This window comes from Bifidobacterium coryneforme (assembly GCF_000737865.1).
GTDB lineage: Bacteria > Actinomycetota > Actinomycetes > Actinomycetales > Bifidobacteriaceae > Bombiscardovia > Bombiscardovia coryneformis.
In genome coordinates this window covers 1,598,237-1,617,376 of sequence record NZ_CP007287.1, presented here as the reverse complement: position 1 = coordinate 1,617,376, position 19,140 = coordinate 1,598,237, and the positions used below count along the sequence as shown (strand labels likewise).

Sequence of the window (19,140 nt, the reverse complement as noted above, 5' to 3'; positions counted from 1 at the left end):
CCTCAGGACCAGGCGTGCATCCGCTCAGTCAATCAGAGGCTTGACCTTCTTTTCCCAGGCATCCAGGGCGGAGTTGATGACCTGGTGCATGTCGTAGTAGGCATAGGTGCCCAGGCGGCCCCCGAAGACCACCCGGGGCTCCTGCTCGGAGAGACCCTTGTACTCGGAGTACAGGGCTCGGTCACCGCTCGTGTTGATGGGGTAGTAAGGCTCATCTCCCTTGCCGGCGAAGCGGCTGTATTCCTCCCAGACCACGGTGCGTTCATGGTTCTGGCGTTCATGGCGTTCGGGGTTGAAGTTCTTGAACTCGATGGCCCGGGTGTAGGGGACGTCCGGATCGGAGAAGTTCATCACCGGGCATCCGAAGTGGTCGTCTTCGTCGTAGCGCCGCTCCTTGAAATCGACGGTGCGCCACTTGAGTTCGCCCAGGCGATAGTCGAAGTACCGGTCGACCGGGCCTGTGTAGACCAGGGGGACCTGGCCTACCAGGGCATCACGGTTCCAGGGCTGGGTGGTGTCGAAGAAGTCCGTGCCCAGACTGACCTCGATGCGGGGGTCGTCGATCATCCGCTCGAACCAGGCGGTATACCCCTCCTTGGGCAGCCCCTCCCAGGTGTCCTTGAAGTAGTGGTTGTCGTAGTTGAACCGCACGGGGAGGCGCTTGATGATTGATGCTGGCAGCTGGGAGGGGTCGGTCTGCCACTGCTTGGCAGTGTAGTTCTTGATGAAGGCCTCGTAGAGGGGTCGTCCAATCAGGGAGATGCCCTGGTCATTCAGGTCCGTCGGGTCGGTTCCCGCCAACTCGCCGGCCTGCTCCCGAATCAGGTCCCGGGCCTCCTGGGGGGTGTAGCGGGCCCGGAAGAACTGGTTGATGGTTCCCAGGTTGATGGGCAGGGGGAAGACCTCCCCCTTGTGGGTGGTGTAGACCCGGTGGGTGTAGTCGGTGAATTCCGTGAAACGGTTGACATACTCCCAGACCTTCCGGTTGGAGGTGTGGAAGAGATGGGCCCCGTACTGGTGAATCTCGGCACCGGTCTCCTTGTCCATGTAGGAGTACGCATTGCCTCCGATATGATTCCGCACGTCGATGATCCGCACCCGTGCTCCGGAGTGCTCGACGGCCTGTTGGGCCACGGTCAGGCCGAAAAGGCCGGCCCCGACGATAACCAAATCTGCATCCATACTGTGCTTCTTCTGTTCTTCCGGTCCTGCCGGATTCCTACTTCCTGGCTGGGTTCATGATATCGGAGCCTCCCTGGCGCCGGGAGCCGGCCCTGATGAAACAGACTGAATTTTTACCTCCACCCGGTAGGCCGGGCACGGCCTGTCCCTATTTCAATGAGGCGCGTCAATCGTTGTGGTCTGCTATCATGGTGACTTGCTCTCACGTGGCGTTATGTCACCCAATCCCCCCAGGGCAGGAATGCAGCAAGGGTAAGTGGCCTCTGTCGGGTGCGTGGGAGTTTTCTTATGCCCGGTGGTGTGGTGTCTGTTTGGATATTCAGGGTGGTTCCGTGTGATTCGAATCCGCCTTGGCAGGGTGTCATCCGGTGTTTGCGGATTGCCGTTTGGGTGTGAACGACATGCGCTTCTTATACGTCGGAGCCATATCCAGGGCCCGGGGTTTGGATAAAGTCGGGTGATATGACCGATATGCAAGATCAGGGTCAGGCCGAGCAGGTCTGGTATCAGGACCCGAAGGACCAGCACAACGAGGACAGTGGAGCCTTGAAGGAGATGGATCCGCTGACGGTCCGCCCACGCATGTCGAGCCGCGTGCTCTGCCTGGTCCTCGGGCTGCTGATGCTGGCCGCCTCCTTCGGTGTCTGGTGGCTGGCCGTCTACACGATGGGCGGGCAGTCCTATGACGACATGGTCATTTCGAACTTCAACGGTTTCGTCGATCAGGTCCCCCTCATCAAGGCCTACCTGGGCATCTTCACCATGCCCTATGTGGCCGCTGGAATGTGCGTTCTGATTGGTCTGATTGCCCTGGTGGTGGTTCTGGTCCGCAGGCGTTGGTGGCTCCTGGGCCAGGTGGTGGTCTACCCCCTGCTCGCCTATCTGTCAGGGAGGATTCTCAAGAAGTACCTGCCCCGCCCCCTCCTGATCAATGTCCTGTCCACCAAGGAGAACTCCGCCCCCTCGGGGCACACCATCATGGCCGTGACCTCAGTTCTGGTCCTCCTGTTCGTAGTGCCTAGGGTCTGGCGGGCCCTGGTGGCTTTGATTGGTTTCGCTTTCACCCTCTCCGTCGGCTGTTCCCTGATTCTGGGCGGATGGCATCGACCGGCCGATGTGGTCATGTCCATCCTCATCGCAGGGGGGCTGGGGCTGATCACGCTGGTCTTCACCCGGTCATCCGGTATGGATCTGCCGGGAACCCGCATGTCATCGGCATCGGTCCAGATCGTCTCCACCCTGATGATGACCCTCGGAACCCTGGGAACCCTCTATGCAGTTTTCGTCATCTGGCAGATTTCCTCCGGCTTGGAGATGAGCGCCAGGTGGACCTTCTACGGGGCCCACTGTTCCGCCGTCATCCTCATCGCCTCCCTCCTGTCGCTTCTGCTCGGTCTGTCCCTGGCCATGCGTCAGGTGACCGCCTCGCCGCTCACCCGTTTGGGCCTGGTCGGTGAACCACCTGCCCCTCCGCGCGAAATCTAAGGCCGTCGGCGTATCCGCGAGAGCATCCGTCACGTCCATCCACGCACAGTGGCGTTGATTTGCGACATGACGACCTCTGGTGAGTAAGATGGCGTGCGAAGAACACTATATAAGGAGAGGCCATGGCATCCGGCAATAAGCTTGTCATTGTTGAGTCGCCAACCAAGGCAAGGAAGATCGGTGGATATCTGGGCAAGGGATACACCGTCATGGCCTCGGTCGGTCATATTCGTGACCTGGCCCAGCCCTCTCAGGTGCCTGCCTCCCAGAAGAAGGAATACGGCAGGTTCGGGGTCGATGTGACTGACGGGTTCAAGCCCTACTACATCGTGGACGATAAGAAGAAGAAAACCGTTTCCGAGCTGAAGAAGGCCCTGAAGGGTGCCGATGAGCTGTATCTGGCAACTGATGAGGATCGCGAGGGGGAGGCCATCGCCTGGCACCTGGTGCAGACCCTCAAGCCCAAGGTCCCCGTCAAACGCATGGTCTTCCACGAGATAACCCCTGAGGCCATCAAGGACTCCCTGGATCACACCCGCGATGTGGACGCCGACATGGTCGATGCCCAGGAGACCCGGCGGGTGCTGGACCGCCTCTACGGGTACGAACTCTCTCCCGTGCTCTGGCGGAAGGTGGGGCCCGGCCTGAGTGCGGGGCGTGTCCAGTCCGTGGCCACCCGGCTGATTGTCGAGCGTGAGCGGGAGCGAATGGCCTTCGTCCGTGCGCCTTACTGGGATTTGGTGGCCGAGATGGCAGCCAGATCGGCCGCTGACGCCGAGGATGACCAGCCTTCGACCTTCAAGGCTCAGATGGTCCAACTGGGTGACCGGCGCCTGGCATCTTCCAAGGACTTCACCAGCAAGGGGCAACTGACCGAGACGGCAGCCAAGGCCCAGGTCCTGCAGATGGATCAGGCCCAGGCCGACCGGATTGCCGAAGCGCTCGCAGACCAGCCCTTCACCGTTGTCGGGATGGAGACGAGGCCCTACCGGCGCAGGCCCCAGCCCCCCTTCACCACCTCGACCATGCAGCAGGCTGCCGGTAACAGACTGGGGATGAGTTCCCGAGCTGCCATGAGGGCGGCCCAAGGACTCTACGAGAACGGTTACATCACCTACATGCGTACCGATTCGGTCACGCTCTCCCAGGAGGCCATCGCGGCCGCACGAAAGAGCGTCACCAGGGTCTACGGGTCCGAATACCTCTCGGCCAAGTCCAAGCAGTATGTGACCAAGACGGCTGGCGCCCAGGAAGCCCACGAGTGCATCCGTCCCGCAGGTTCGTCCTTCCGACGGCCCGAAGATCTGGCTTCCGTCCTGCCCCCTGACCAACTCAAGCTCTACACCCTGATTTGGCACAGGACCCTGGCTTCGCAGATGGCCGATGCCACGGGATTGACCGCTTCCGTACGCCTATCGGCCCAGGCCGGTGAGGATGGGGAGGCCATTTTCCAAGCCTCCGGTACCGTCATCGAGTTCCCTGGTTTTATGAAGGCCATGGGGTACGGGACCGAGAAACCCAAGGGCGCCGCCGGTAAGCGCGACAGGGCCGAATCGACCGATTCCGAGGCCGACAACGGGTCCCTGCCGCCGATGAAGAAGGGCGACCGGCTCAAGGCCTCATCGGTGAACCCCGATGGTCATGAGACCCAGCCCCCGGCCCGCTATACCGAAGCCTCCCTGGTCAAGACCCTTGAGGCCAAGGAGATTGGTCGGCCTTCCACCTACGCCAGCATCATCTCGACCATTATCGATCGTGGCTATGTCTACGAGCGTGGTCGCGCACTGATTCCCTCCTGGCTTGCCTTCTCGGTGGTCAGACTTCTGGAGACCAACTTCCCCCGGTATGTGGACTACCAGTTCACGGCCCAGATGGAAAACGGCCTGGACATGATTGCCCACGGCAAGGAGAAGGGGAAGGACTGGCTGACCCGCTTCTACTTCGGATCCGGAGAGGGTGCGGCGGAGAGCACCGACCAGGCCCACCAGGGACTCCAGGAGCAGGTTGCCCAGCTGGGTGACATCGATGCCCGGAAGATCAACACCATCGAAATCGGCGATGGACTGCAGGTCCGTGTGGGCCGCTACGGCCCCTACCTGGAGGATACGGCCGATTTGGATGCCGAAGGGAACCCCAAGCGTGCCTCCCTTCCTCCGACAATGGCCCCCGACGAGCTGACGCCTGCCGTTGGTCATGAGCTCATTGCTTCCAACGCGGGCGGCCCCAGGCAGCTGGGTGTCGATCCGGAGACCGGCGGTCAGGTCGAGGTCCGCAAGGGTCGGTTTGGCCCCTATGTGGCCCTTGTCGATCCGGAGAGCCAGGAGGCCGAGGAGAAGAAGACGGTCGCATCCGCCAAGTCGGGCAAGGGTGGACACGCAGCCAAGTCCGAGGTCCCCAAGCCAAAGATGGCCTCGCTGTTCAAGACCATGGACCCCGATACGGTGACCCTGGAAGATGCCTTGAAACTGCTCGGTCTGCCCAGGACGGTGGGCACCATCGAGCTGGTCGATACCAAGACCGGGCAGATTGACCAGGCTACGGTCACTGCCAACAACGGGCGGTATGGCCCCTACCTGACGGCAACCAAGCCGGATGGCGGTACCGAGACCAGGTCCCTGAGCAACGAAGGCGAGATATTCACCGTCGACCAGGCCGCGGCCAAGGACCTCTTCGACCAGCCCAAGTATGGTCGCCGTACCCGTGGAAGCGCCAAGCCGCCCCTCCGTGAGCTGGGCCAGGACCCGGAAAGCGGGAAGCCCGTCACCATAAAGGACGGGTTCTACGGGGTCTACATCACCGATGGACAGACCAATCGGACCCTTCCCAAGCAGTACACGGCCCAGTCCATAGAGCCCGAGGAGGCCTTCCGTCTCCTGGCCGAGAAGCGAGCGGCCGGTCCCAGGAAGCGTCGGACCAAATCATCCGGAACCAAGTCCAAGACCGCAAGAAAGACCACCAGGAAGGCGACGACGAAGACCGCTAAAACCACTCGCGCGAAGACGACCGCGGCCAGGAAGACCACCAGCACGCGCAAGAAGAGCGCGACTACGGAGAAGAAGGCATGAGCGACGGATTATTCATATCCTTCGAAGGCGTTGACGGGGCCGGAAAATCGACCCAGACCCAGCGGGTTCACGCCTACCTGCAGGAACGCGGGCTGAGGTCTCTGGTAACCCGGGAGCCTGGTGGTACGCCGGCCGGCCTGGCCATCAGGGAGCTGGTCCTGCATGGCATGGCCTCCTTCCCCTCCCTGGCAGTGACCGGGGGAACGGATGTGGTTGATTCGACCGATGACCTGGCACCCCGCACCGAGGCCCTTCTCTATGCGGCAGACCGTGCGGAGCACGTGGCCCAGGTGGTCAGACCCGCCCTGGACCGGGGTGACATCGTGCTGTGCGACCGGTACCTGGATTCCTCGGTGGCCTATCAGGCGGGGGGTCGTGAACTCTCGGCCGATGTGATCCGGCAGTTGAGTCTTTGGGCCTCGGACGGCCTTCTCCCCACCAGGACCTATCTTCTGGATGCCGATCCCAGCCAGTCCAAGCAGCGGTTGGACCATGAGCCCGACCGGTTGGAATCAGAGGGTGACGACTTCCAACGGAACGTGAGGGAGGCCTTCCTTCGCCTGGCCGAGGAGGAGCCCGACCGGTTCGTGGTCATCGATGCCTCCCGGTCCGTGGAAGAGGTCTGGTTGCAGATTCAGCATGATTTGGACGGTCTGATTGAAGGCAGGACACCCAATCTTCCCGCCCCGGCCGAGGGGCCCGATGATTCGTCCTACGACGAAGACGGTGCGGATGGTGAGTTGGATGCCGACGAGCCGGACCAGAATGACGATATCGAGGATGAGGATGCATCCGATTCCGAGGCTGGCGATGCTGGGAGGAATCAGCCCCCTTCCACGGCTGTGACGGCACGGGGAATCTTCAGGGGCCACCTCCTCAGGAAGGCACGATGAGCGTCTGGGATGCCATCGTCGGGCAAGAGCCCACGGTGGCCCTGCTCAAGCAGATTGTCGCCTCGCAGGGACACGACCGTGACTCGGTGGCCCAGTCCTGGCTGATTTGCGGACCTCCCGGATCCGGGAGGTCGAACCTGGCGCGTGCCTTTGCGGCGGCCCTGGTCAGTCCTGATCACGGTCTTGACGACCAGCCCAGCCGTATCACCCAGCAGGTCTTGGCCGGGACCTATCCCGATGTAACGGTCCTGTCGACCAACAAGGTCACCATCGGCATCAATGAGGTTCGTGAACTCATCATGACCTCGGAGCAGATGCCGTCCACCTCGCCCTGGCGGGTCATCATCATCGAGGACGTGGATAGGATGCTGGAGCGGACCACCAATGTCCTCCTCAAGGAGATAGAGGAGCCCGCCCCCCACACCATCTGGCTTCTCTGCGCCCCCAACGCCCAGGACGTTCTGCCGACCATCCGTTCTAGGACCAGAGTCGTCAACCTGGCCATCCCTTCGAATACGGCCGTTGCCGGTTTCCTGACCGATCAGGTGGGTGTGGAACCACCCCTGGCGGCCAAGGCGGCCCGCCTGGCCCAAGGGCATATCGGCATCGCCAAGCTCTACGCCACCCGCGAGCAGGTGCTGGTGGACCGTGACGACCTGGTGGTGGGTCTGCTCAACCTCCACCGTGCCTCGGATGCCGTGGTCCTGGCCGGGAGGGTTGTCGATGCGGCCAAGGACCAGGCCACCGATACGGTCAACGAGCAGGTCAAGCGTGACGAGCAGGAGTTCAGGGCCATCAACGGACTTACCCCGGACGAGCGCATTCCCAGGCAGCTCCTCGGTGCCTACCATGCGCTGAGCAGCAAGGACCAGGTTCGTCGGCGCGTGACCAGGTTGACCAGGGACGTACTGGATCGGAATCTGACCACCCTGGCAAGCGTCTACCGGGACGTGGGCGTTCTCCAGAACCAGGCCGAGGAGACGGCCGGACTGGTCAATCTCGAGAACCGTGCGGCCATCGCCGAACTCTCGGTGCGGCTCTCGCGCGAGGATGCCATAGAGCGACTGGAAATCATAGCCAGAACCCGTAGGCGACTGGCTGCCAACGGCTCCACCCTGCTGGACTTCGAGGCCCTGTTCTGCGGGCTCCTGGCATAGCCTTCTTTGGGAGGGCTGTCGGTCACGTCCGAATCCGTGCCCTCCTCCTGGAATCAGGCTCCCGATTGGGAGCGGCAGGCATTAGAGTGAAAACATCGTAAGTCGGCCCCGAACCGGGCGCGGTCGTCCCGCTGGTCGTTCATCGGCAGTGGATCGGTCCCTCGTCGGGATTCTGATACATCCGAAGAAAGGGAGGCACGGTTTCATGCCCTGCACCACGCTGTTGATCGGCAAGAATGCAAGCTATGACGGGTCCACCATCATCGCCCGCAATGAGGATTCGCCCAACGGGGAGTTCCGCCCGAAGCGGTTCGTCGTGGTGGAGCCGGACGAACAACCCCGCCACTACCGCAGCGTCCTGAGCCATGTGGAGATGGACCTGCCCGACAACCCCATGCGCTATACCTCGGTACCCAATGCCGTACTGGATCAGGGTCTCTGGGCCGAGGCGGGCGTCAACTCCGCCAACGTGGCCATGTCCGCCACCGAGACCATCACCTCCAATGAGCGTGTTCTGGGTGCCGACCCCCTGGTGGAGCTGGCACCCGCTCTGGGCAAGCCCGGTGAGGAGGGTTACCTGGCGGAGGTGCCCGGTGGCATCGGCGAGGAGGACCTGGTCACCATCGTCCTGCCTTACATTCGTTCCGCTCGGGAGGGCGTGCAGCGTCTCGGTGCCCTTCTGGAAGAGTTCGGCACCTATGAAATGAACGGCATCGCCTTCAGCGATCTGGACGAAATCTGGTGGCTGGAAACCATCGGCGGCCACCACTGGATTGCCAAGCGGGTTCCCGACGACTCCTACGTGACCATGCCCAACCAGCTCGGTATCGATGAGTTCGATTTGGACGACGCCCTGGGTGACCAGGAGAATCACATGTGCTCGGCCGATCTGCGCACGTTCATCGACGACAATCATCTGGACCTGGCCGTCGAGTCCGAGTCCCCCTTCAACCCGCGTGATGCCTTCGGTTCACACAGTGATTCGGACCATGTCTACAACACCCCCCGCGCCTGGTACATGCAGCGCTTCCTGAATCCGTACGACGAGGTTTGGGACGGGCCCGATGCCGACCATAACCCCACCAGCGACAACATCCCCTGGTGCCGTCAACCCGAGCGGAAGATCACCATCGAAGATGTGAAGTACCTGCTGGGCTCCCACTACCAGGGAACCCCCTACGATCCATACAGCGTGACCGGCGACGAGCACACCCGAGGTCTCTTCCGTCCCATCGGAATCAACAGGAACGATCAGCTGGCCGTCATCCAGCTGCGTCCCTACCGCCCCGAGTCCTGCCGGGCCATCCAGTGGATGTCGTACGGGTCCAACGCCTTCAATGCCCTCATTCCCCTCTATGCCAACGTCGATAGGACCCCCGAATATCTGAGCAACGCCACCAACCGGGTCTCCACCGACAGTCTCTACTGGGCCGACAGGCTGATTGCCGCCCTGAGCGACTCGGCCTTCGCTTCGACTTCGGCGGCCATCGAGCGGTATCAGCAGAGTGTGGGCGGGGCCGGTCACCGGATGATTGCCGCCGCCGATGAACAGGTCGGCCGCCTTGAGGGGGATGACCAGAGTACGGATAATCTCGAGGTTCGCCGGATTCTCGAGGCTGCCAACCAGGAGTTGTCCGACAAGGTTCGCAAGGAGACCGACGATCTCCTGGGTGAGGTCCTGTACACGGCCAGCATGTCGATGCGCAACGGCTATCACCTCTCCGACAACTGAGCCGGACCGAGCCGGTCCCCCTGTCCGATACGAGAAGAGAAGCGAACAAGTCCGCCGCCGCCAATGCCACGACGACACGGCGCAAGGAGGAGGAAATCATGACCGATTTCGAGGATTACGTCAGACCGTATGGGCTGTTCAGCAAGATTGATGCCTTCGGCTATCTGAAGGATCTTCAGGAGCATCCCGACCAGCCGCGCAAAGAGGGCAAGGTCATCCTGGTCACCGCGGATACCCCCCTGAAGGCCTCGCGCGGCGAGGGCAAGACGACCACCACCATCGCTCTTATCGATGCCCTGCGGGCAAGGGGTGTGGATGCGGCCGCCGTCCTGCGTCAGCCCAGCATGGGTATCACGGCGGCAGGATCCAAGGGGGGTGCATCCGGTGGCGGAAAGGCCTCGCTGACCCATCCGGAGCTGGTGGACTGGGGTCTGTGCGGTGAGATGGCCGCCATCGAGTCCGCCCAGAATCTTCTGGTCTCCTTTGCCGAGAAGGCCGTTGACGAGGGGAGGCTCGACACGGTTCTGGTGCCCAGGGTATCCGAGGTTCCTTCTCGTTCCCTCCGCCAGATTGCCGTGGATCGCGGCAAGGGGAACCTGTCCGAGCGGACCGTTCTGACCCCCACCTGCGAGCTGATGCAGATAGTGGTCCTCTCCCGGAGCATGGAGGAGATCGGGCAACGGGTCGCCGCCATGGTGGCGGGCACCCTGGATGGGAAGCCCGTCAGGTTCGGTGACTTCATCGATCTCTGGAGGATTACCGGTATCCTGACCGATGCCGTCAAACCCGCCTACACCGAAACCCTCCAGGGTTCCCCTGTCTACGTGCACTGCGGCCCCTTCGCCAACGTCTCCATCGGTATCCCCAGCCTGGTCAGTGTTCAGATGGCCTGTGCCCGACACGACGTGGTCATCGTCGAGGCCGGATACGGGGCTGATGCCGGAGCTCAGAAGTGGCTGGATATCGCTGCCCGTGAGTATGGGGCCCAATGGCCCGCCGCTGCGGTTGTCGTCACCCGGGCCACCACCTGGCGTGACGACCCCAAGCTTCAGTGGCGTTACCCCTTCCACGTCAACCGTCTGGAGAGTCTGGGCATCCCCACCTTCCCGATGATCAACCTGTGGGAAGGCGAGGACGGCCAGGCGGGCCAGCTTCGCCAGACCGCCTCCGATTTGGGCTTCCGTAGTCCGATTATGGGGAATCTCTTCCGCGATGGCGGCCAGGCCCTGGAGGACCAGCTGGATGGTCTTATCGAGGCCTTGGGAGCGCCTACCCCAGCTGATGCGGATACGGTCAGCCATCATGGGATGGACGTGATGGATCAGATCTGCTGGATTGCTCGGAGCGCTTATGGTGTTCCCGGCAGCCGAGTGGTGGAGAAGGACGGGTTCGCCCAGTCCCTGGAGCAGGCCAGACAGCTCTGTGCCCAGATTGGCGTGAACCTGGAGGATCTGACCATTGTGGCTGTCAAGTCCCCGGCCACCATGACCGATGACGACACGGCCCCGGAGGATCAGCGAACGGTCACCCTGAAGAAAGTTGAGCCCCATGTCGGAGCCGGCCTGCTCCAGGTCAACCTGACCACCTCCCTGACCACTCCCATGCCCAAGATTGTCTGAGGTGAGAGCACACCCGGCCTTTCCGCACTGGACGGAAAGGCCGGGCAATCCCTGTACTTCGGGTGACGCGCCGTGTTGCACGGTATGGAAAACAGTGTATAGTTACATCTTGGCTCAGCTATGTGCCACACGCCCCTATAGCTCAGTTGGCTAGAGCAGCTGACTCTTAATCAGCGTGTCCGGGGTTCGAGCCCCCGTGGGGGCACAGAGTCAAAACCCTACAGCCGCAACGGTTGTAGGGTTTTCTTTTATCTGCATATCCTCTCATTGGGGCGGGAATGTATACCAAATGTATACCAGAGTGAAGCGCAAAAACAGAACACTCCGGGCAAAGGGAAGTGTGCCGGAGTAGGACCATACGCAGTAATTGGTGACTTATAAGGCGAAGGTATTCGTAGCAAATCGCATGGGTGCGTTTGGCGTGACGGAGGACGGAATGGGGCACGCGGTCCGATGCATTTGGACCATTCTTGAGTGGTTTTCCATATCGCGGATAATATGAGTCATATAACAGGATTCCTTGTACTGGTTCACCGAAGAAATGGAAAGCAGGTATGACTATGGGGCGTCTTCAAGGCAGGAAAGAGCGTGAACCGTTTGTACTGGAACACGCCAGTATCGCCACGGGTGACGAGGCGGGCACCGTCGAGACTGACATGTCCATCCTGGTGTCGGCGGATGGGCGCATCGAACAGGTCTGCCCAACTGAGTTGGCCTATGTGCCTTCGGGGTACCATCGCATCGATGCCACCGGCAAGTTCGTGGCACCCGGTCTGATCAACGCCCATGTCCATCTTTTTGCCGATGGAAAGCCCCTTTCCGGCGGAGGCAATACTTCGCCTCGTGTGATTAACGGGGTCATGAAGGCCTTGCACAGTCCCGCGGGCAGGCTTCTCATGGACGCCCGAATCAAGAAGAACGTCTCCGCCCTGCTGAACTCTGGTGTAACCACGATTCGGACCCTGGGCGATATCGGCTATGAGGGGGTCCGCCTGCGCGACAAGATCGATGCTGAAGAGGTGACAGGTCCCCGTATCCTTGCTGCCGGGCCCCTGCTGGCCATTCCGGGTGGGCACGGCGATCCCTTCATCTCCCTTTCGTGCACTTCACCCGAAGAGGCCAGGCGCAGGACCAGGGAGAACATTGACCACGGTGTCAACGCCATCAAGGTTGCCGCAACCGGTGGTGTGACCGATGCCACCAAGGTCGGTGAGGCCGGCAGCCCTCAGATGACCCAAGATGAGATGGCCGCCGTCTGTGATGAGGCCCATGAGTTTGGCGTTCTGGTGGCCGCCCATGCCCAGAGCCCGGAGGGTGTCAAAGCCGCCCTGAAGGCCGGTGTGGATACGATTGAACACGGCAGTGCCATGGATGACGAGATTATCGGGCTCTTCCTTGATAACCCGCGCTCGCTGCGCGGCTTCTCGGGTCTGGACCCCACCCTGTGCGCGGGTCTGCCCTTGATTAAACTGCCTCAGGACCAGCTTGGGGTCAGTGATATCGTCCGCAGCAACTCCGAGTTGGTCGTTGATGGAATGGTCCAGGGGGCCAGGCAAGGCCGTGAGAATGGTATCTCGGTCGGTGTCGGCACTGATACCGGTATGACCTTCGTGCCCCAGTACGGTACCTGGCGTGAGCTGGACTACATGGTCAAGTATGCGGGCTTCACCCCCGCCCAGGCCTTCCATGCGGCCACCCAGGTCAACGCACGCAACCTTGGATTCAGTGATGTGACAGGTTCTGTTGAGGCTGGCAAGGATGCCGATTTGATCGTCCTGGCCGAGGATCCCGCTAAGAATCTGCGCACCCTGGCCGATCCCCAGCTGGTCATCGCCCGCGGCAAGCCGGTCTGGCGCCCCGAGGTCAAGCACTTCGAGGACATCGACCACCTGCTCGATACCTTCTGATTCGATACCACCGCCCGTAACATGCCTACGGGCGGAGGCCGTCGATTTGTATGCGCAGCCTGCGGCCCTTTCGATATGCCCCCGCCTTCTCTCATGACGAGGTGCCGTGGGAGCATGGCGGTATGCGGAACGGAGATTCGGGACTGAACCGGTCGGGTTCTGCCCAGGTTGTCGGGAGGCTGGCGCCTTCGCCGACCGGGCGGATGCACCTGGGCAACATCTACGCATGCCTGGCGGCCTGGTTGGGTGTCAGGTCTTCTGGGGCTTCCGGGGTGCTGCGCCTGCGAATCGAGGACATCGACGGGCCTCGTGTGGTCGAGGATGCCGACCGATGGATCATGGATGACCTTGATTGGTTGGGGCTGGACTGGGATGGCCCTGTGGTCTATCAATCCCGGCGAGTGGCTGACTATGACCAGGCCTTGAACGTGCTGCAAGAGCAGCATTTGGCGGATGGCGGGCCCCTGGTATATCCCTGCTTCTGCTCGCGGGCTGATATCCGCGCAGCCTCGGCCCCCAATGAGGGTGATGGATTCCTGGTGTATCCGGGAACCTGTCGGAATCTTCCCGGAGATGTGGTCGAGGAACGGTTGGGCCGGGGCGACCGGCACAGTCTGCGTATCGCGGTTCCTGCCGACTCTGTTGGTCCTGATGCCATCTGCCGGTTTGACGATCTGGTATTCGGGGCCAGGTCCTTCAACCTGCCCCGGGATGTGGGTGACGTGGTTATCAGGAGGGCGGATGGGCTGGTCTCCTATCAGCTCGCCGTCACGGTCGATGACCTGGCCATGGGGGTGAATCAGATTGTGCGGGGGCGGGACCTTTTGCGGTCAACGGCGATCCAGACCTGGATCCGGAGCCACCTGCGGATGGACGCCCAGCCCGTTCAGTATGCCCACCTGCCCCTGATAGACGGTGCGGATGGCAGGCGGATGTCCAAGCGGTTCGGCTCGCCTGATATGCAGACCCTCCGTGAACAGGGGTGGACTGCACGGCAGGTGATTGGAGTCTGTGGTTGGCTTCTTGGACTTCTGGACCATCCCGGGCCTGCAAGTGCGCAGGAACTGCTGGATTGCTTCACATGGAAGAGACTGGCCTGCAATCAGGAGGACCGTCGACTTGACTTCGAAGGGCCTGATCTGGCCGGGACTGGTTCGAAAGGCTTCAAACTGGCCTGATTGGCGGGGTCCACGGGTTGATGGTGGTTCCCCGGCGGACGCATATGATTCGGCCCGGTGGTAGGAACCCCTGGTTACCATGGCCTCAGTCGAAGCTTCCGAATATGAGGAGGTACTGGGGCATGGTCGCTTATATGGACCACAAGGATTTGTCTAATCGGATCATCAGCCAGGAACGGACCGTGCAGATTGCCGACGGGGTCAAGAAGGTGGCTGAGCGAATCGCCAAGGCGGAAGAAGCGGCGGGGCGGCGCGAGGGGTCGGTCGCACTCCTGGCGGCCACCAAGACCCGGGATGTGGGCGAAATCATGGCTGCCATCGATGCGGGCATCCATCTGATTGGGGAGAACCGGCCCCAGGAGGTCACGGCCAAGGCCGAGGGGCTGATTGAGTCCTGCCGCGAGAGGGGGCTGCGACTCGGCGGTGATTCGTCCGGCTCACAGACCGTGGGATTCCACCTGATAGGCCAGCTCCAGTCCAATAAGATCAACAAGGTCCTGCCCTATGTCGATACGGTCGAGTCCGTAGACGGTCTGGAGCTTGCGCGGAAGGTAGCCTCCCGTGCCCAGGCCAAGGGCTTGGTCAAGGGCATTTTCCTCGAAGTCAACGAATCGGGCGAGGAAGCCAAGTCGGGCTGTGGCCCCGACCAGGCCCTGGACCTGGCTTACGAGTTGGCAGGCATGGAGGGGATACGGCTGGATGGACTCATGACCATCGGAGCCCATGTGGATGACGAGGTGACGATTCGCCAAGGATTCAGCCACCTGCGAGGCCTACGTGACACCATTCGGTCCTCGGGTGAGCCCGGGGCCGATTCCTGCACCGCTCTTTCCATGGGCATGACGGGCGATCTGGACTATGCAGTGGCCGAAGGGTCCACAATCGTTCGCGTGGGTACCGCCATTTTCGGTCAGCGTGCTTTCATCTGAGGGGCGGACCGGACTCCTCGACGGACTCTCCCAGGGGCTAGACTGTCCCTATGAGAATCGCGCGTTTTTCCATAGGTAATACTCCTCGCTATGCCTTCGTCCAGGAGGACAAGCAGGACGGCAAGGACTATCTGGTTGAGCTGAGCGGGTACCCCCTGACCGGGCAGCAGGTGGAGCCCACGGGTAAGCGTTATGCCCTGGACGACGAGAATGTGCGCCTGCTGGCGCCGGTCATTCCGTCCAAGATATATGGTGCCGCCAAGAACTATCGGGCCCATGCCGCCTATATGGCGGAGAAGGGTCAGGCTGTGAACCCGGAGCCGCCTGAGCGCCTTATGGTCTTCATGAAACCATCCACCTCGGTTATCGGCCCTGATGATCCGATTATCAAGCCCTCCTACAGCAAGGACATGAACTACGAGCCCGAGGTGGCTGTGGTCATAGGGCGTATCGCACGCAAGGTCAGCGAGGCCGAGGCCATGGACTACGTGCTGGGATATACCTGCGTCAATGATGTGACCCTGCGCGACCTCCAGCAGGATGACCCCATGTGGACCCGCTGCAAGGGTTTCGATACCGCCTGCCCGCTCGGTCCCTGGATTGAAACCGATCTGGATTACCGGGATGCGAGGATATCCTTCAGGCTCAACGGCGAGGAGGTGCCCGAGGCCAGCGGCACCACGGCCAATCTGATTCACTCCATCCCCGAGCAGATTGCCTTCATCTCCAGTTTCGCCACCTTGCTTCCGGGTGACGTGATCATGACCGGCACCCCCAACGCGTCAGGTTCCTTGCAGGGGCGGGATGAGGCCACGGTCCACGTTGATGGCATCGGTGACCTGCGCAACGTGGTCATCGACGAGTAAGGCCGATTTTCCGAATCGGTTGTTAGGGGTTGCAGGCGGCCCTGGGTCGCAGCCGGGATGACCCTCATCCGGTGTGACGTCTTCCTTGGTGAACGGGACCCTGTTCGATTGACGGGGTCCCGTTTTCTGTATCTGACTCACTTAAAAAACCTGAGTCATATAGACTCAAGTTTTGGGAATAAGTATGTCCATCTGTGGGTTGATTAATGCAGATATGACCGAAGCATGGTCTGACCGGGCGGCTCCGGCGGGTCACGCGGAAGATTGTTGGAGGACAACCATGGAACAGAACTTCACCACCATGGCCCAGGAGGCCATTGGAGATGCTATTCAGTCCGCCTCGGCGGCGGGCAACCCCCAGGTGGATGTGCTTCACCTGCTGGATTCCCTGCTCAGGCAGCAGTCCGGAGTGGTTGGTGGATTGATTCAGGCGGCCGGCGGCGACAGCAAGCAGATAGGGGCCGCTGTCCGCAATGCCCTTGTGGCCCTGCCCTCGGCCAGTGGGTCGACGGCCTCTCAGCCCCAGGCCAGCCGCCAACTGAGCATGGCAATCAGCCAGGCCGAGAAGGAGATGCAGCAGATGGGGGACGAATACGTCTCCACCGAGCACCTGCTCATCGCCATCGCGGAGGTGCCCGGTCAGGCCGCGGACATCCTGCGTCAGGCGGGTCTCACGCCTGAGGCCCTGCGCAAGGCGACGCCCGATGTGCGCGGTGGCGCCAAGGTGACCAGCCCCGATGCCGAGGGCACATACAAGGCCTTGGAGAAGTACTCGACCGACCTGACGGCCCAGGCCAAGGAGGGGAAGCTGGACCCGGTGATTGGTCGGGACCAGGAGATTCGTCGCGTCATGCAGATCCTGTCGAGGCGTACCAAGAACAATCCTGTTCTGATTGGTGAACCCGGCGTGGGCAAGACCGCCGTCGTCGAGGGCCTGGCCGAGCGGATTGTGGCCGGTGATGTTCCTACCACTTTGGAAGGCAAGAGGTTGATTTCGCTCGACCTCGGCTCCATGGTGGCCGGCAGCAAGTACCGTGGCGAGTTCGAGGAGCGTCTCAAGGCGGTCCTGAATGAAATCAAGAGTGCGAACGGGCAGATCATCACCTTTATCGATGAGATTCACACCATCGTCGGAGCCGGCGCCAGCGAGGGCTCCATGGACGCCGGCAATATGCTCAAGCCCATGTTGGCCAGGGGCGAGCTCCGTCTGATTGGGGCCACTACCCTGGATGAGTACCGCGAGAACATCGAGAAGGATCCCGCTCTGGAGCGTCGCTTCCAGCAGGTCTTCGTGGGTGAACCCACCGTGGAGGATACGGTGGCCATCCTGCGTGGTCTGAAGCAGCGGTATGAGGCCCACCATAAGGTGACCATCGGTGACGATGCCCTGGTGGCGGCCGCCACCCTGTCGAACAGGTACATCTCCGGCCGCCAGCTTCCCGACAAGGCCATCGACCTGGTCGACGAGGCCGCCGCCCATCTGAGGATGGAGCTGGATTCGCAGCCCGAGGAGATCGACGAGCTGCAGCGGAGGGTCACCCGCCTCGAAATGGAGGAGATGCAGCTGAAGAAGGCCGACGATCCGGCATCCCATGACCGCTTGGAAAAGCTCCAGGGCGAGCTGGCCGACTCCCGCGAAAAGCTGGTCGGGCTCAAGAGTCGCTGGGACCAGGAGAAGGCCGGGCACAACAAGGTTGGCGACCTCCGTGCACAGTTGGATGCCAAGAGGGTGGAGGCGGACAAGGCCACCCGCGAAGGCGATCTGGAGAAGGCCTCCAAGATTCTGTACGGTGAGATTCCCGGTATTCGTAAGGAGCTTGCCGAGGCGGAGAATGCCGCGGACAAGGCCAAGGCCGCTGCCGATTCGGGGGGATCTCAACCGGACGGGGCGGACGCCGTCGGTGGTCCGGCGCAAGAGCCCATGGTTCCCGACCATGTGGATGCCGATTCGGTGGCCGAGATCGTTTCCGACTGGACCGGTATTCCCGTGGGCAGACTCATGGAGGGCGAGAATGAGAAGCTGCTGCACATGGAGGACTACCTGGGCAAGAGGGTAATCGGGCAGAAGGAGGCCATCCGTGCCGTCGCCGATGCGGTTCGTCGCTCGCGCGCCGGCATATCGGACCCCGACCGTCCGACCGGGTCCTTCATGTTCCTCGGACCGACCGGTGTGGGCAAGACCGAGCTGGCCAAGGCCCTGGCCGACTTCCTCTTCGATGATGAGAAGGCCATGGTCCGTATCGACATGTCCGAGTACATGGAGAAGGCCTCCGTTTCCCGTCTGATAGGCGCGGCCCCGGGCTACGTCGGTTATGAGGAGGGTGGCCAGCTGACTGAGGCGGTTCGCCGCCGGCCATACTCGGTGGTCCTCTTCGACGAGGTGGAAAAGGCCAACCCCGAAGTCTTCGACATTCTCCTGCAGGTCTTGGATGACGGTCGCCTGACCGATGGCCAGGGGCGGACCGTGGACTTCAAGAACACGATTCTGATCATGACCTCCAACCTGGGTTCCCAGTTCCTGATCAAGGATGAGCTGGACCAGGATGCCAAGCGGAAGGCGGTCTTGGATGCGGTCCAGGCCAACTTCAAGCCCGAGTTCCTGAATCGATTGGATGAGTTGGTCATCTTCGACCCGCTCACCCGTGATGAGTTGGGTGGCATCGTGGATATCCAGGTCAGGCAGGTCTCACAGCGTCTGACCGACCGCAGAATCACCCTTGATGTATCCGACTCGGCCAGGGAGTGGCTCGCCAGCATGGGGTATGACCCTGCTTTCGGCGCCCGCCCGCTGCGCAGGCTGGTCCAGACCGAGGTAGGGGACCAGCTGGCGCGGATGCTTCTGTCCGGCAAGGTCCACGACGGCGACACCGTACTGGTTGACCAGACCGGTGGTGAGCACCTGGAGCTGACCGCCTGGCCCACCGATACCCTGGTGGATGATGATGTGAGCGTCGGCAGCATCACCACCGACGGGGACGCTGCTCCCGGGGACGGGATCCGTGGTAGGCACGCCGCGCCCGATGGGGGTCAGGACTCCGCACCGAAAGACTGATGCGGCGAATCGAAGAGAAGGCCGGCACTCCGTAGTTGTTATCGGAGTGCCGGCCTTTACTATGCGGAATCAGAA

General features: G+C 61.8%; 11 protein-coding genes, 1 tRNA gene, 1 other RNA gene and 1 pseudogene. 13 read left to right on the top strand and 1 reads right to left on the bottom strand.

Features of this window, described 5'->3' with window-relative positions:
• Nucleotides 1-24 precede the first annotated feature (24 nt).
• Nucleotides 25-1,182 (bottom strand): UDP-galactopyranose mutase, encoded by a 1,158-nt coding sequence (gene glf, locus bcor_RS06555; protein WP_033498323.1) that lies wholly within the window; start codon nt 1,180-1,182, stop codon nt 25-27.
• 196 nt (nt 1,183-1,378) lie between these two features.
• Between glf and ffs the strand changes: the two genes are divergently transcribed.
• The 13 genes and pseudogenes from ffs (at nt 1,379) to clpB (ending at nt 19,065) form a co-directional block, all read left to right on the top strand.
• Nucleotides 1,379-1,469: signal recognition particle sRNA small type (ffs, locus tag bcor_RS07450), an RNA gene on the top strand.
• Between the two features lie 175 nt (nt 1,470-1,644).
• Nucleotides 1,645-2,667, top strand: coding sequence for a phosphatase PAP2 family protein (locus bcor_RS06550; protein ID WP_033498325.1), 1,023 nt, complete (start codon nt 1,645-1,647; stop codon nt 2,665-2,667).
• A gap of 122 nt (nt 2,668-2,789) precedes the next feature.
• Nucleotides 2,790-5,732, top strand: coding sequence for a type I DNA topoisomerase (gene topA / locus bcor_RS06545; RefSeq protein WP_033498327.1), 2,943 nt, complete (start codon nt 2,790-2,792; stop codon nt 5,730-5,732).
• Nucleotides 5,729-6,382: pseudogene (gene tmk / locus bcor_RS06540) on the top strand (dTMP kinase); the annotation flags it as partial. The gene topA and the pseudogene tmk, both read left to right, overlap by 4 nt.
• A 239-nt stretch (nt 6,383-6,621) precedes the next feature.
• Nucleotides 6,622-7,782 (top strand): DNA polymerase III subunit delta', encoded by a 1,161-nt coding sequence (locus bcor_RS06535; RefSeq protein ID WP_033498329.1) that lies wholly within the window; start codon nt 6,622-6,624, stop codon nt 7,780-7,782.
• Nucleotides 7,783-7,987: 205 nt separating this feature from the next.
• Nucleotides 7,988-9,514 carry a C69 family dipeptidase gene (locus bcor_RS06530; RefSeq protein ID WP_033498331.1) on the top strand — a complete coding sequence of 509 codons (1,527 nt, stop codon included), beginning with the start codon at nt 7,988-7,990 and terminating at the stop codon, nt 9,512-9,514.
• Between the two features lie 98 nt (nt 9,515-9,612).
• Nucleotides 9,613-11,133: a formate--tetrahydrofolate ligase gene (locus tag bcor_RS06525; protein ID WP_033498333.1), complete on the top strand. Its 1,521-nt coding sequence runs from the start codon at nt 9,613-9,615 to the stop codon at nt 11,131-11,133.
• 131 nt (nt 11,134-11,264) lie between these two features.
• Nucleotides 11,265-11,338 (top strand) — tRNA-Lys (locus tag bcor_RS06520).
• Nucleotides 11,339-11,693: 355 nt separating this feature from the next.
• A complete protein-coding gene (locus bcor_RS06515) occupies nt 11,694-13,040 on the top strand; it encodes a metal-dependent hydrolase family protein (protein WP_148304007.1) in 1,347 nt (448 codons plus the stop codon).
• A 122-nt stretch (nt 13,041-13,162) separates the two neighbouring features.
• Complete coding sequence (gene gluQRS / locus bcor_RS06510) at nt 13,163-14,218, top strand: tRNA glutamyl-Q(34) synthetase GluQRS (RefSeq protein WP_051875820.1); 1,056 nt, start codon at nt 13,163-13,165, stop codon at nt 14,216-14,218.
• Nucleotides 14,219-14,340: 122 nt separating this feature from the next.
• Nucleotides 14,341-15,147, top strand: a complete 807-nt coding sequence (locus bcor_RS06505; RefSeq protein ID WP_033491161.1) for a YggS family pyridoxal phosphate-dependent enzyme — start codon at nt 14,341-14,343, stop codon at nt 15,145-15,147.
• Nucleotides 15,148-15,197: 50 nt separating this feature from the next.
• Nucleotides 15,198-16,013 carry a fumarylacetoacetate hydrolase family protein gene (locus bcor_RS06500; protein WP_033491162.1) on the top strand — a complete coding sequence of 272 codons (816 nt, stop codon included), beginning with the start codon at nt 15,198-15,200 and terminating at the stop codon, nt 16,011-16,013.
• A 280-nt stretch (nt 16,014-16,293) separates the two neighbouring features.
• Entirely contained in the window at nt 16,294-19,065 is a 2,772-nt protein-coding gene (gene clpB / locus bcor_RS06495; protein ID WP_033498336.1) for an ATP-dependent chaperone ClpB, read from the top strand.
• Nucleotides 19,066-19,140 lie beyond the last annotated feature (75 nt).

Bases quoted from the DNA above. Each gene is read 5' to 3' on its own strand.
- bcor_RS06525 (WP_033498333.1), top strand. From the start codon at position 9,613: ATGACCGATTTCGAGGATTACGTCAGACCGTATGGGCTGTTCAGCAAG.
- bcor_RS06515 (WP_148304007.1), top strand. From the start codon at position 11,694: ATGGGGCGTCTTCAAGGCAGGAAAGAGCGTGAACCGTTTGTACTGGAA.
- bcor_RS06505 (WP_033491161.1), top strand. From the start codon at position 14,341: ATGGTCGCTTATATGGACCACAAGGATTTGTCTAATCGGATCATCAGC.
- bcor_RS06530 (WP_033498331.1), top strand. From the start codon at position 7,988: ATGCCCTGCACCACGCTGTTGATCGGCAAGAATGCAAGCTATGACGGG.
- topA (WP_033498327.1), top strand. From the start codon at position 2,790: ATGGCATCCGGCAATAAGCTTGTCATTGTTGAGTCGCCAACCAAGGCA.
- glf (WP_033498323.1), bottom strand. From the start codon at position 1,182: ATGGATGCAGATTTGGTTATCGTCGGGGCCGGCCTTTTCGGCCTGACC.
- gluQRS (WP_051875820.1), top strand. From the start codon at position 13,163: ATGCGGAACGGAGATTCGGGACTGAACCGGTCGGGTTCTGCCCAGGTT.
- bcor_RS06550 (WP_033498325.1), top strand. From the start codon at position 1,645: ATGACCGATATGCAAGATCAGGGTCAGGCCGAGCAGGTCTGGTATCAG.
- clpB (WP_033498336.1), top strand. From the start codon at position 16,294: ATGGAACAGAACTTCACCACCATGGCCCAGGAGGCCATTGGAGATGCT.
- bcor_RS06500 (WP_033491162.1), top strand. From the start codon at position 15,198: ATGAGAATCGCGCGTTTTTCCATAGGTAATACTCCTCGCTATGCCTTC.
- bcor_RS06535 (WP_033498329.1), top strand. From the start codon at position 6,622: ATGAGCGTCTGGGATGCCATCGTCGGGCAAGAGCCCACGGTGGCCCTG.